Genomic DNA, 13,653 nt, shown 5'->3' on the forward strand with positions numbered 1-13,653 from the left:
TCAATTCGCCGGGAAGGCATGATAGCGATTTGGCGTGCAATCAACCTCAAACGTCTCGTGGCTTTTACCGGCAGTGGCACCAGCATGGTATATGGTCTGCCAGCCTGGAATGAGCTCCCCTTTGTCTATGCCAGATGTGTTAATGAGCAGATTGCGCAAGCATTGCCCGATGTCGGCAATGATGGGCCGAAATCCCAGGCAGAACGCATCAAGCGTACTGAACTGCTGAGACGGATTCAGCCGACGCTTGCACAAATCAATGCAATTACATCGGGCACACAGGAGTCAGTGAACAGGGCTAATCCTGATGCAATAGAGATCTCTTTTTCAAAGCCGTTTGATGGAGATGTTCTGACTTTCTTTGCGCTTTGTGATGAGGTTTTGGCACGATTGCCTGACGATGAAAGTCAAGGTTTGAGCCGCCGCTATCTTGCCCGAGAGGCCTTTGGTCAGACCGTGAGAGCAGAAGAGGCTCTGGTCGTTCGAAACAAATTATCCAAGGTGCTGCGAACTGATTTCAAAGCACCTGAAAAACCAACAACTCATGTCAGAACTGATTGTTATGAAGGACGGTTCCTCCGTAGCATCAAACATCTCATTACCGATGTGAATAATGGGCAGAATCCAAGCGCGCCCAAGTATGATCTGCCAAAGGATTTAAAAGAGCTGTTCCAATCCATTGGGGACCCGGGTGGTCAGACTGGGGATTATGAAAAGAAGCCGGATATCTATGGAACCAAACTAGAAGAGAATAGTGAAAAATCAGAACGCGATATGATCAAGGTTCTGATGTCCGACCTTGGTATTTCGCGGTTTGTGACACTTAATTACGATGTTCAGATCGAGCGCCTTATCCTGCGTGACCAAAGGATGCTTGAGGATGGCGAGACAGAAGCGTTTCGGGATCTGTGCGACGAAACCAAAACCTCCAGGCCACACAAGAAACGACTGGTTATAGAAAGCGGCATCGAAAAAGGAGCCATATCCGGCACTCTGGATCAGGACAACATTGCCGAGGTTGTCAATTTTTCCGCCTATTCAAGACGTTATGCACGACAGGTCATGCATTTGCATGGGCGGTTTGATGACCCTGAAAACCTGATCCTGGCCGGAAGTGACTACCGTAATCTTTATGAAATAAAATCTGTCGCGCGTGACAGTTTCAGTAATGCACAAAGGACCCTGTTTGACGGCAACGATGTTATCTTCGTCGGCATCGGAATGTCAGAGGACGAAATAAAGCGTCCGCTGAAACGTTTTCTGGCTACTGAGAAGTTCGGACAGCAGCACTCTCGCCGCGCGTTTCTGCTGTTTTCTTCCTCATCATGTAAAGAGTGCACAGTCAGCAGTCAGTGCAGTTCCTGTAAGATCAAGGATGAGGAATTCGTGCTCAACATGCACAATCAGTTGGGTGTGAGCACAATTCTCTATGGTGGCCCGCGAGCGGGATATATGTCCAACCGGTGGAAAGCCCTGGCAAAGACTTTCGAGGGGCTGAGTGATGACTGGGACAAGGATGTCGATACGCTTGGCAAGACACCAGAAGAGATCACACTTGAAGCAGAGAAGAGAGCAGAAAAGGTCAAGGAAAAGCAGCCCCATGTCAGAGAAGCCCTTTCTGATCTGTGGAGCTTCATTGAGGGGGACGCCTTACAATCCGGGGTTTTTGACGTCAAAGATACCTTGGGGGATTCCGTCGAGCTCCTCACAAGCAATGAACATACCTTCTTTGTAAATCTGCTTGCCGGTCTGCCTCGTGGTGATGAAACACTGCCCAGATATGCGTCCAGACTTGCAGCGCTCCTTGGGGCGGCTTGCTCGGAAATGGGGTCTCGCGTTACGGCACGTTCCGCATGTGCAGAGCTTAAAATGCTCAAGCATAATGCGGAGAAATGGTGGGATGCCTGGAATGAACAGCCATTTGAACGGCGCGCAGTCTATCATATGGCCTCCGAAGAGGTGTCCGGGCAGGCAGGCTACCTGTGGGTGCGGCATTGTCCGGTTGTTCGTTTCGACAAGACGATAACGCCCAACCAATGGCCTCTATTGAACGAAGTCAGGTCTTCAATCAAAGAACAGGTTGAAATTCAACGATCTAGAAGCATTGAGGAGGAAAGGAAAAACCGCCTTTCCATTGCACGATTTGCCATTGAACGTGGTGGTGGGCAAGGGTCGATGGTTCGCCTTCTGCTCCGGAAGGAAGTCCAGAAGTATATTTTTGCGCATGACAAGACGGACGCTTATCAGGCCGCTTTCATTGCCCATCTGTCGTTCTCAATGGAATTCGCCTCGGTCTCAAAAGCTCTGACGCGTTTTCTTGCGCGGCGTGTCGCCGAGGTTCAGTTGCGAGATGCAAAGCTCCGCGATGACGTCGCCGGACCAAATGGTGTTTTGACCAGGCTTGTAAGCGAATTGAACAAACCGAGTGGAGACAGAACGTTTCAAGACAAGCTACAGGCCAAGAGCCTGGCCAAAGAGTTGGCGGCCAAGGAAAGAGATGACCTTGGAGATGTCTATGAGAAGTTCAGGGGCCTTGCCAGCGATGGGAATATACTGACATCGGACGAGATGCAGCGTGTCGCCAGAGCTCTTTTTGTGTCTCGACGAGAGATCGAGCCACGGCTGCTGTTTGAGCCAACAGCAAGTTCCTATGTTGAATTGGAGCCGGTGGTGGAACGGCTTCATCGTCTGGATATGCTGCGGAAAGTCATTCTGAAATATCAGGAACTGGTATCCGACGAGAGGCTTTTCATCTGCCTTGGCGGGCTGGATCGATTGTGTGATCGAGATGGGGATGCCCACAATCCGATGCATCGCGCATTGTTCCGGTTGCTCACGGGTACCCATGAGCACCAGGATCTGGATCCCCCATTCGACCTTGTTCTGTTGTCCGGCAAACCGGATGCACCAATCTGCTTTCTAAGCGAGGTTCTTCCAGAAGAGGATGTTAAGAAGCTTAAATCCCACCATTATAAGGAATATTCGCGGCACTCGAAAACAAAGCAGGTTCTGTATAAGTGGCCCAGGCTTGGGCGCCTTTCCTGGCCGGAACGAATTGTGCTGACACCTGATTTCTTTGGCAACGGGGACTTTGAGAGACCATTAAGAAGTTCGGTCTGCCTGGATAAATCCGGAGTGGTCAAGGAAGAGGCTGCTTCGCGTTTTATCGAATGGGCAAAACGGTGTGATGCGTCTTCACTGACGATTACAAGCGATATGGGTAAGGTCGTTACCGGTATGCACCGTGCCTTGTGGAAGAATGTCGGCCTTACCAATATGCTTTTCACATGTTGGCTGCGCGCTTATTCACGCGATTCATCTATTAGCATCAATGAATTCATGATGGCCTTTGAAAGGCGGTTTAATCGCGATGAAGAGAGCGGCATCCTCTCCGGGATCTTTTCATCATACAGGCAGGGCGCAAACAATGAGTCTGATCGGGATGTCCTGCATGATCTCGTCTTGCGGCACCTCGTTCTCTATGCATTGCCAGTTGAACCCTGGGTCCTAATGGGATGCCCCCGCATCTATCGCGCGTTGCTCAAGAAGTTTGGAGATGAGGGACATAAGCCAGCTCCTGACCTGAAGGAGCAGCACAAATACGACATCGAGGAAAGGACCTGGATGCTCGTAAAACTGAGAGGTGTCCTGGAAGAGCTCTGCAAACGGGGAATGCTCATCCAGATTCACTGTTCCAGCTCACCGGAACACAGTAACGGAGATGAAGAGGCCTTCCTTCATCATCGATTTGCCCTGCATGGCCGGATCAGAGAATTCATTGCGTATCGTATGCAGTTGAATGTCTTTGATCAGGGAGATACCAATCATCACCAAATATCGCTCTATTGCGATCAGCCCAAGGACCTGCCAACGCCGTCTCCACTCCATTTTGAAATGGTCAAAGATATTCTGGACTATCAGCGCGGCAAAAACCGGGAAACGCTCGAGCTGACATATCGGCATTCGCGCGCCGGTCGGCAAAACCGGATTGGAATCTGGGATCCACCAGAAACCCGGCCACCCCATCATAATGAAGAACATTCTGAACATGCCGCAATGCGGTTGTTCACGACAGATGATTGCAAGGCAATTGGCTGCTCAATGGGACAGCTTCATGCGGTGGCACAACGGATTCGTTCCAATTTCAGTCTGGTGCGGAGCGCGTTTTCTGCCGGGTCGCTATCGCGGATGGATGTTGCTCCTCTCACCAATGGTGCCATGCCACCATTTGAACTCTACAGCGGATGGCTGCGCAGTATCCTGAATGCTGCGACCGGAATCCGGGTGAACAACGTGGAACTCTCCGGAACACTGGACGGAACTTTGCTGCCGGAATTTATTAACTCTGGAGAGCGAGATGACATTAGCAAAGGGCTCATTGAATTCAGGGATCAATTGGAAGATGACACAAATCCCATCTCTGACGAGTTAAGAAAGAAAGTTGCAGCCGGGCTGGACAGGCTCGGTATCGGACCTCTGGATACATCTGACCCGGAGGATCGTGAACGAGACAGAAATCACATCGCCGCCGGATTTGACGCCCTTGCTATTCTGGATGCAGCGGACAAAATGGGCCTGACTTGCCGTCAGGTTTCAGGCTTCAATCGTGTTCGGCATCCGCTGTATCGTGATGAAATTGCCTGGCTTTTTAATGAACGTGCTCTGACCAGCCTTATTCAGGGTCGGATGTTTGATGCGATGCCCTTGTATCGCAAGGCTCGTGAAGTCATGAGCCACAAGGTGACCCCGGACAGTGATACGAAAGCGTTCAATGCTGTCGAACGCCGTATCAACCTGAATTACTCCGTTGCCAAGATTGAGCGGGGCAAGATCCGTGATGCCCGTATAATTCTGGAGGATCTGGCGCGTTCTTCAGTTTCTGTGCGGTTCTCCACACCCAGTCGCCTGGAGCCATACATCATTGGCTATACGGCATTGTGCGATCATCTGGGCGGGAGTTTCGAGACTGCCCGACTGGGTTATGCTGAAGCCCTGTCATATCTTTCAAAGGTACAGGAACTTAGGGCTGTTGCTGTATTCAAACGGCATCTTGCCGATCTCTATCGGACAATCGGCGATCTGGACCTGGCGCAAAACGAAATACAGCTGGCAATCAACGCCGCGTCTCAGGCGCAGCAGCGCGACGTTCTTCATCTGGCATATGCAAGTCGTGCTCAGATTCATCTGGTGCTGGGCAAGCGGGATGAAGTCGAGGAAATCCTGCCGCAGTTGACAGAATATGCGGAACGAATGGGGCTCTACCGACATCAGTCAGATGCGTTGATGGTCAAGGCAAGATTGAATATTGCCGACGGCGATTTAGGGTTGGCGGCAGATGCTATCGCAGGGTCTATCGCCATATGTACGCGTCATGGACTGCGTCTGCGCAAGCTGTCAGGTCTCGTTGCCTATGGTGGAATTCAGTATTTGCGCGAACAGGACAAAATCGCCCACTCCGTTCTGAAGAATGCCAAGGCTGAAGCTGAGCATATCGGATATCAGTTGAAAGCATCGCGGGCATCACAAATCATGGCTCAGAAGGGCAAGGATCAGCCAGTAAGAGTCAATCTGGGCATGTATCCGCACTTTGCAACAGATCGAGAAACGAGTGGTGCAAAGAACAGCGGAGAACAGACTTGATCACGCCTTCACGCGGGCTCCCAGTGACTGGCGCCATTTGATACTGGTCTTGAGGCAGGTAGATCGGACTGTGCCCTTCTTCTCGACCGTATCGACAAGGGCGCGGCCGGCCTTGCGACCCATCTCCCTGTGAGGCACATGAACTGTCGTCAGGGCAGGGGCGACGATACGAGCCAGTTCGATATCATCAAAGCCGGTAATAGACACATCGTCCGGCACCGTCAGGCCCATCTGCTGCGCACCGATAAGCGCACCTGCTGCCAGGACATCATTGCCACAGAGGACAACACTGGGCGGGTTCCGGCGTTTCATCAGCCGGACAAATTCCTCGGTACCCCGTTCAATGTCATAGGGTACTTCGCTTACTGCAAGGCTTGCAGGGTCGAGCCCGTGTTTTCCAAGAGCATCCCTGACACCATCAAGGCGCAGCCGGGCTCGGTCATTGCCCTGAATGATGCCTGAAATCATGGCCAGATTGGTATGCCCGAGTGCCAGCACTTCCTCGGTCAGGGCAAACATTGCGTCATGATTGTCAAAGCCGATGGACGGAATCCGGGCGTCATTCCGATAAGTCCACGCAGCCAGTGCGGGCACATTCTGCCGTTCCAGATAATCATAGATCGCATCTTCACGGTCATGGCCGATAAGAAGCAGACCATCAGCGCCACGAGAGACAAGTGCGCGGATCTGTTCCTGCTCGATCTCCGGTTTATAGGCCGAACTGGCAACGAGCAGAGTATAGCCCAGCTGATGCAATTCTTCCTGAAAGGCCTGAAGTCCGCGAGCGAAAATGGCGTTTTCCATCGTGGGAATGATGGCACCGATGGTGAAGGTGCGTTTGGCTGCCATCACCCTGGCGGCGAAATTCGGCGTGTAACCCAGAACATCCACCGCGGCCAGCACGCGCTTGCGTGTGCTTTCAACCACACGCTCCGGCGCATTGAGGCAACGGGATACGGTTGCGGTGGAAACGCCAGCCTCTCTGGCAACATCACCAAGGGTCGGAGTGGTTTGTGTCGTTGGCATTCTTGATCTCTGACTTCAGCTTTCCCGAAATTATATCACATGCATGGACAACAGACATACAAAAATGTAAACGCTTGCATTATGAATGTAAGCGTTTACATTAGGCAGTGAACCAGATCATTCAGGAGATCCGTTCATGTTCCTCGTCGCCTCAATCGTCGTGTTTGTCATCTACTTTGCCAATGTGGCTCTGGGGGCTTTTGCGAGTAGCGCATTCCTTGGGGATACGAACGAAATGCTGGTTCTGTTCGCCGCATCGATCCTTTTCGTGATTGCCATCCTGAAAAGGGAAGCCGATCGCAAGAACAATGACGGGAACGAAACTGTCTAGGGAGGACAATCATGACTAAAGAGATTGACGAACTGTCGTCAGCTGAGCGTCGTAATTTTCTGAAACTCAGTGCTGCAGGAGGCTTCACCGCAGCACTTGTTGCCGGAGTGGGGGGAGTGCTCTGGTCAGATGAAGCCGTAGCCCAGACAGCGAAGGAAGAGCGCGCTCGGGAAAAGGCCGCAGCTCATGTCATGACCATCGCCACGGCTTATGTGCTTGGGGCATCACGCAGCTATCCCATTATGCAGCTTGATCTGAAGGAAAACATTCAGAACGCCACCAATGGCAAGATCTATGTAAAACTCGCGCCTGGTGGTCAGCTTGGTGCTGGTGGTGCTCTGGTGCAGAAGGTGCAGGGAGGCACCATTCAGGCGGCACAGCATTCACTGTCCAACTTTGCACCATTTGCCTCAACGGTCGATCTGATCAACATGCCATATCTCTGTGGCTCCAATCAGCGTTTCACCAATCTGGTCAATTCCGATCACTGGAAGTCGGAAGTCCACCCGAAAGTCGAGGCCGCCGGTTTCAAGGCGTTGTTCTATGTCAATATTGATCCGCGCGTCGTCGCAGTGCGCAAGGGTGGGGCTGGTGCTGTTCTCAGTCCGGGCGATCTGTCTGGTGTAAAGTTCCGCGTGCCAGGGTCAAAAATGCTCCAGCAGTATTACCGTATGGTCGGAGCAAACCCGACACCTGTAGCCTGGGGTGAAACACCATCGGCCATCAAGCAGGGTGTTGCTGATGCGCTTGACCCATCTGTTGGTGCCCTGTTCGTCTTTGGCTTCAAGGATATCCTCAGCCATGTGACCTTCACCCAGGCCGTTCCTGACAGTCAGGTCTATTCCTGTAATCTTGAATGGTTCAACTCCATGCCGAGTGATGTGCAGGATGGCATTATGTGGGGCTCTGAAATGACCGCGCACCAGAACCTGTCGAAAGTTCCTTCCGCCCGGGCCTATGCCATGGCGGAACTGGCGAAAGCCGGAGTTGAATTCCACAGCCTCAGTTCAGATCAATTGGCTGAATGGCAGGCAGAAGGCGGCTATCAGCGCTCCGAATGGGATCCGTTCAAGAAAGAACTGGCGGGCTCCATGGATGCCTTTGCCAAGCTTGAAGAGGCAGCAGGCACCCAGGGTAAATACTACGTCCATGACGCTTGATGGGGCATGACCTGACGGTGGGCGCTCTCTGAGCGCTCATCGAAGAATGATCATGCATGGATGGAGGCTCTCGCCGTTTTCTGCGGGAGTGGCCAATCCGTCAATCGCTGCTGGAGCTTGGGGCGAGATATGGATTTACTCAGGAAAATAGATCGGGATGCAGAGCGCTGGCTTCTGCTCGTCTTCTACGTCATGCTGGTTATCACGATGGCGATTGAGGTGCTGCGGCGTGAGCTGTTTGCCTACTCGTCTATCTGGGGCGAGGAAATCGTTCGCTACTCTTTTATCTATCTGGCGTGGATTGGCGCAGCCGCTGCGGTCAAGGAGAGAGCTCATATCCGCATTGATGTGGTGATGCATTATCTCGGACCACGACCGAAAGCCTTACTCTATATCTTTGGTGACCTGGTTATGTTTGCGGTCGCGCTGGTCGCACTCTACTGGTCGTTCGAAACGGTTCTGGTTTCAGCCAAATTCGGCTCCGTAACAGATGGACTGCGGGTCTCCAAAGTCTGGTTCCTGATGGCCGTGCCATTGGGTTTCGCATTGATGGTCTGGCGGCTGGTCCAGTCATTCCTTCGTGATATCAAAGCCTTGCGAGACGGTTCTGCCGTCTTCGAAGGCGACAAGCTGTTTGATTGAGGGGGGGCTGATATGCTTTGGAACACACTCAATCAAACCGTTGAACTGGGCTGGGATTTCTACGTACCGGTCATCATGTTCGTCGTGCTCATTGCTCTGGCCGTGCCTGTCTGGGCCGCGATTGGCGCAGCGGCCACCACCATGCTCATCATGTCTGGCGACCTGCCGCTCAGTCTGGTCGGCGAAAGCCTCTTTGCCGGCATTGATGCATTTGCCTTGACGGCGGTACCTCTGTTTATTCTGACGGGCGATGTGCTGGTACGAACCGGATTGTCGCGCAAGTTTCTGGATGTGGCTGAGGCTCTGACATGCTTTGCCAAGGGTGGTTTCGGCTCTGCGACAGTGCTGGTCTGCGGTATGTTTGCGGCGATCTCGGGTTCTGATGCTGCGGGCGCTGCCGCTGTTGGTCGAATGACCATCGACCGGCTTGTGGAAAGCGGATATCCGCGTCCCTATGCCTGCGCTCTGGTTGCTGCAGGGGCTTGTACCGGCATTCTGATCCCGCCATCAATCGCCTATATCATCATCGGTCTTGTGCTGGGAATATCAGCATCGACCCTGTTTCTTGCAGCCCTTATTCCCGGTCTGGCCATCCTGGTCTCCATTCTGATTACCAACATCATCATGAACCGGCTCTATCATTATGAAGGCGGCGGAATGATGAGCATGAGTGAATGGCTGGCCAATCTTGGGCGTGCCCTCAAATCCGGCTGGTATGCCTTCATCGTGCCGGGCATCATCTTCTACGGAATTTTCTCCGGCAGATTGACCCCGACAGAAGCCGGTGCAACCGCTGTTGTTGTGACAATCGCAATGGGATTTATCCTGCGGACCCTGTCGCTGGCTGATTTCCCGGCCATGCTGGTCAGTTCCGCCAAGGTCAACGGTGTCATCCTGCCGATTATCGCGTTTTCCGCGCCTTTGGCAGAAGCGCTGGCAATTATGGGTGTGCCGCAAGGCTTTGTGGCTTCAGTGACGTCACTCACGGAAGATCCCTATCTGCTCATCCTGCTGATGATTGGTATTCTGATCGCTGCCGGGTGTGTGATGGAGACAACACCGAATATCGTTATTCTGGCACCTATTCTGAAACCGCTTGCCGACAATATCGGTATGAACGAAATTCAGTTCTGCATCATGATGATTACAGCGCTGGGTGTGGGTTTCATCACGCCGCCACTGGGGCTTAATCTCTTCGTTGTGTCCGGCATTACCGGCGAATCCATTCTCAAGATCGCCGCCCGTGCTGTACCCTTTGTTCTGACCATGCTGATCGTGGTTCTGCTGATTGCCTATGTTCCGGCGCTCTCCACCACGCTGCTTCCTGAAATCTATCAATAGGAAACCGACTTATGACCCGCGAATACCTGAAGAAAGCGACACTGACATCTGAATCGGATGCGTCGCAGGTTCATGAAACGGTCCAGACCATCCTGGCTGATATTGAAGCAGGAGGGGATGCAAAGGCACTGGAATATGCTGCAAAGTTCGACAAGTACGAAGGAAACATTCTTCTGTCAGCGGAAGAAATTGAGGCAGCCTGCGCTCTGGTACCGGAGAGGCTGAAGGCGGATATCCGGTTTGCGCATGACAATGTGCGCAGGTTTGCCGAAACCCAGAAACAGACCGTCATGGATGTTGAAACCGAGATCGTGCCGGGCTTCATTGCAGGCCAGAAGGCAATCCCGGTCGACGCTGCCGGTTGTTACATACCCGGCGGGCGGTACAGCCACATTGCCAGTGCAATCATGACGGTGACAACAGCCAAGGTCGCAGGCTGTCGTCATATCATGGCCTGCTCACCACCAAGACCAGGTGTCGGTGTCGCACCAGCCATCATCTATGCCGCTCATATCTGCGGGGCAGATACAATTATGGCCATGGGCGGCGTGCAGGGCGTTGCGGCAATGACGTTCGGTCTTTTCGGCCTGCCCAAGGCCAATATTCTGGTGGGGCCGGGCAATCAGTTTGTTGCAGAAGCCAAACGCATTCTGTTCGGTCGTGTGGGGATAGACATGATCGCCGGGCCGACAGACAGTCTGATCATTGCCGACAAAACAGCCGATGCCTTTGTTGTTGCCACCGATCTGGTGAGCCAGGCGGAGCATGGCTATAATTCCCCGGTCTGGCTGGTCACCGATGATCGTGCGCTTGCCGACAAGGTGATGGAGCTGGTTCCCGGCCTGATTGATGACCTGCCAGAAACCAACCGTGATAACGCCTTTGCAGCCTGGCGGGATTATGCCGAAGTCATTCTCTGTGATGACCGCGAAGCCATGGCGGCCTGCTCTGATGACTATGCTCCGGAACACCTGACTGTGCAGGCTGATGATCTCGACTGGTGGCTCGAGCGTCTCACCTGTTACGGGTCACTGTTCCTGGGCGAAGAAACCACCGTCTCCTACGGGGATAAGGCATCAGGCACCAACCACGTTCTGCCGACATCGGGTGCGGCCAGCTATACAGGTGGTCTGAGTGTGCATAAATACATGAAGATCGTCACCTGGCAGAGGTCAACGCGGGAAGGCTCAAAAGCTGTTGCAGAGGCAACCGCACGGATTTCCCGTCTTGAAGGAATGGAGGGGCATGCCCGGTCTGCCGATGTGCGCCTTGCCAAGTATTTCCCTGATGAGACCTTCGATCTGACCTCTAATGGATGATCCGCGCGCACTTTTTGATCTGTCGGGTCGGGTGGCTTGCATAACCGGTGCCAGCTCTGGACTGGGGCGGCGTGCCGCGCTCATTCTGGCATCGGCCGGGGCAAGGGTGGTTGCTGTTGCCCGCCGCGAGAGCGCCCTGAAGAGCCTGAAAACCGAGATTGGTGATCACGCTGATTATGTTGTGGCCGATGTGGCAGACAGGGACAATGTCGGCGCCTTGAGAGATGCCATCTCAACGCCGTTCGGCGCGCCGGATATTGTTGTTCATGCAGCCGGTGTCAACACGCGGGAAACCGCTGATGATGTCACGGTGGAGGGATGGGACAGGACAATCGCGCTCAATCTGAACGCGCCGTTTTTTCTGAGCCAGGCTCTGGTACCTGCCATGAAGGCAAAAGGATGGGGGCGGATTGTAAACTTTGCGTCCCTCCAGACCACACGGGCCTTTCCTGGCGGAATAGCCTATGGAGCGACAAAGGCAGGGATCGGTCAGCTGACGCGCGCTATGGCGGAAGCCTGGTCACGGGATGGGATTACAGCCAATGCAATCGGCCCAGGATTTTTCCCGACAGAACTGACACAGGCCGTATTTGAAGACCCGGAACGGGCAGCGCGCAATGCGGCCCAGACCTGTATCCAGCGGAACGGGCGGATGGAGGATCTGGATGGTCCGTTGCTGTTTCTCTGCTCAGATGCGTCCGGTTATGTGACCGGACAGGTTCTGATGGTGGATGGAGGCTTTACCGCGAAATGAAGGCGCTTGTTTATGACGGGGTCGAGACACTGGGTTATCGGGAGGTTCCTGATGCAGAATCTCAGACTGGTGAACACCTGATCCGTATCGAAGCTGTCGGCATTTGCGGCTCTGATATGCATGCTTATCTCGGCCATGATGCACGACGCCCCGCGCCTCTGATCCTGGGCCATGAAGGAGCAGGTATCATCGCCGGAGGCGCACAGGACGGACGGCGGGTGACGATCAACCCGCTGGTAACCTGCGGGATCTGCCCAGCCTGCAAGAGCGGTCGTGAAAATCTTTGCCCGGACCGGCAGATTATCTCAATGCCGCCAAGGGAAGGGGCCTTTGCACAGTTCGTTTCCATGCCGGATCGCAATCTGGTGGATGTGCCCGACCACATTCCTCTGACGAGGGCAGCGTTGGCGGAGCCTCTTGCCGTCAGCTGGCATGCTGCGCGGCTGGCACTTGAAGCACTTGGTGCTGATATGGATCGACAGGCGCTTGTCCTCGGTGGCGGTGCGATTGGTCTGGCAGCGGCGCTAGCACTCAGGGCAATGGGTGTGGAAGACGTAACCATTGCAGAGCCCAATGCGGCCCGCCGGGCATTTTTGTCTGAAGTCTGTGGTCAGCAGGTGGTCGCAGAGGCCACGGTAACCTGTGCCATCGTCATTGATGCGGTTGGATATGCTGCCACGCGTGCCACAGCGTCCGCGCTCGCGGCACCAGGCGGGGTTATTGCTCATGTGGGGCTTGGAGAAGATACCGGCGGGCTGGATATCAGACGGATGACCCTGCAGGAAATCAGCTTCATCGGCACGTATACGTACACGGCGCAGGACTTCCGGGATACGGCGGGCGCTATTTTCGATGGTCGCCTCGGCCCGCTAGACTGGTTTGAAGAGCGCCCCTTATCGGATGGGGCACAGGCCTTCTCTGACCTGCGGGCAGGCCGGGTTGCCGCACCGAAGATCATCCTTAACCCATGGGCCTGATCTGCGCCGAAAGAATGGAGACAGCGCATGTACCAGAAAATTCTTGTTCCGATGGCTCTTGATCACGGAGTTTCTCCGCAGACCATTGAAATCGCTCGGGCCCTTCTGGGAGAGGGCGGCGAGATCACCGCCCTTCATATCCATGAAGCGGCGCAAGGGTCGGTCAGTGTTTATCTGGACGAAGATGTGGTGAAGGAAGGATACACTCGCGCGAAAGCCCTTCTTGAAACCAAGACAGAAGCCTATCCCGACATCAAGACTCAGATCATCAAGGGACATACAGCCCGCAGTATCATCGACTTCGCCAACAGTAACGATATCGACTGCATTGTCATCGGGTCACACAAGCCGGGCCTGAGCGATTACTTTCTCGGCTCAACAGCCTCCCGCGTTGTGCGTCATGCCAAATGCGCGGTCCATGTCTATCGAAGCTCCTGATCCTCTCTTTACAGGAAAGGCCAAA

The 13,653-nt window shown here is 53.8% G+C and carries 10 protein-coding genes; 9 read left to right on the forward strand and 1 reads right to left on the reverse strand.

Translation table 11 applies throughout. The features are described from left to right. Window positions 1–18: 18 nt before the first annotated feature. Window positions 19–5,640 (forward strand): SIR2 family protein, encoded by a 5,622-nt coding sequence (locus tag RA157_RS14885; RefSeq protein ID WP_350333915.1) that lies wholly within the window; start codon window positions 19–21, stop codon window positions 5,638–5,640. Here RA157_RS14885 and RA157_RS14890 read toward each other — a convergent pair whose 3' ends face one another. Then, the gene (locus RA157_RS14890; protein WP_350333916.1) at window positions 5,641–6,666 is read right to left on the reverse strand and encodes a LacI family DNA-binding transcriptional regulator; all 1,026 of its coding nucleotides are present in this window, start codon (window positions 6,664–6,666) and stop codon (window positions 5,641–5,643) included. 136 nt (window positions 6,667–6,802) lie between these two features. Between RA157_RS14890 and RA157_RS14895 the strand changes: the two genes are divergently transcribed. From RA157_RS14895 to RA157_RS14930, 8 genes are all read left to right on the forward strand, one after another. Then, window positions 6,803–6,997, forward strand: a complete 195-nt coding sequence (locus RA157_RS14895; protein WP_350333917.1) for a hypothetical protein — start codon at window positions 6,803–6,805, stop codon at window positions 6,995–6,997. An 11-nt stretch (window positions 6,998–7,008) separates the two neighbouring features. Then, window positions 7,009–8,157, forward strand: coding sequence for a TRAP transporter substrate-binding protein (locus RA157_RS14900; protein ID WP_350333918.1), 1,149 nt, complete (start codon window positions 7,009–7,011; stop codon window positions 8,155–8,157). Between the two features lie 129 nt (window positions 8,158–8,286). After that, window positions 8,287–8,799, forward strand: coding sequence for a TRAP transporter small permease (locus tag RA157_RS14905; protein ID WP_350333919.1), 513 nt, complete (start codon window positions 8,287–8,289; stop codon window positions 8,797–8,799). A gap of 12 nt (window positions 8,800–8,811) precedes the next feature. After that, window positions 8,812–10,140 carry a TRAP transporter large permease gene (locus tag RA157_RS14910; protein ID WP_350333920.1) on the forward strand — a complete coding sequence of 443 codons (1,329 nt, stop codon included), beginning with the start codon at window positions 8,812–8,814 and terminating at the stop codon, window positions 10,138–10,140. Between the two features lie 11 nt (window positions 10,141–10,151). Then, window positions 10,152–11,459, forward strand: coding sequence for a histidinol dehydrogenase (hisD, locus tag RA157_RS14915; RefSeq protein ID WP_350333921.1), 1,308 nt, complete (start codon window positions 10,152–10,154; stop codon window positions 11,457–11,459). After that, window positions 11,452–12,213 carry an SDR family NAD(P)-dependent oxidoreductase gene (locus RA157_RS14920; protein WP_350333922.1) on the forward strand — a complete coding sequence of 254 codons (762 nt, stop codon included), beginning with the start codon at window positions 11,452–11,454 and terminating at the stop codon, window positions 12,211–12,213. The genes hisD and RA157_RS14920 overlap by 8 nt, the downstream gene beginning before the upstream one ends. Continuing rightward, on the forward strand, window positions 12,210–13,190 hold the full coding sequence (locus RA157_RS14925) for an alcohol dehydrogenase catalytic domain-containing protein (protein ID WP_350333923.1): 981 nt from the start codon (window positions 12,210–12,212) through the stop codon (window positions 13,188–13,190). Before RA157_RS14920 ends, RA157_RS14925 begins: the two co-directional genes overlap by 4 nt. Before the next feature lie 27 nt (window positions 13,191–13,217). Next, entirely contained in the window at window positions 13,218–13,628 is a 411-nt protein-coding gene (locus RA157_RS14930; protein WP_350333924.1) for a universal stress protein, read from the forward strand. Window positions 13,629–13,653: the final 25 nt, after the last annotated feature.

This window comes from Coralliovum pocilloporae (assembly GCF_030845175.1).
GTDB lineage: Bacteria > Pseudomonadota > Alphaproteobacteria > Rhizobiales > Cohaesibacteraceae > Coralliovum > Coralliovum pocilloporae.

Coding starts and splice junctions, on each gene's coding strand:
- RA157_RS14885 (WP_350333915.1), top strand. CDS start 19: ATGATAGCGATTTGGCGTGCAATCAACCTCAAACGTCTCGTGGCTTTT.
- RA157_RS14890 (WP_350333916.1), bottom strand. CDS start 6,666: ATGCCAACGACACAAACCACTCCGACCCTTGGTGATGTTGCCAGAGAG.
- RA157_RS14895 (WP_350333917.1), top strand. CDS start 6,803: ATGTTCCTCGTCGCCTCAATCGTCGTGTTTGTCATCTACTTTGCCAAT.
- RA157_RS14900 (WP_350333918.1), top strand. CDS start 7,009: ATGACTAAAGAGATTGACGAACTGTCGTCAGCTGAGCGTCGTAATTTT.
- RA157_RS14905 (WP_350333919.1), top strand. CDS start 8,287: ATGGATTTACTCAGGAAAATAGATCGGGATGCAGAGCGCTGGCTTCTG.
- RA157_RS14910 (WP_350333920.1), top strand. CDS start 8,812: ATGCTTTGGAACACACTCAATCAAACCGTTGAACTGGGCTGGGATTTC.
- hisD (WP_350333921.1), top strand. CDS start 10,152: ATGACCCGCGAATACCTGAAGAAAGCGACACTGACATCTGAATCGGAT.
- RA157_RS14920 (WP_350333922.1), top strand. CDS start 11,452: ATGGATGATCCGCGCGCACTTTTTGATCTGTCGGGTCGGGTGGCTTGC.
- RA157_RS14925 (WP_350333923.1), top strand. CDS start 12,210: ATGAAGGCGCTTGTTTATGACGGGGTCGAGACACTGGGTTATCGGGAG.
- RA157_RS14930 (WP_350333924.1), top strand. CDS start 13,218: ATGTACCAGAAAATTCTTGTTCCGATGGCTCTTGATCACGGAGTTTCT.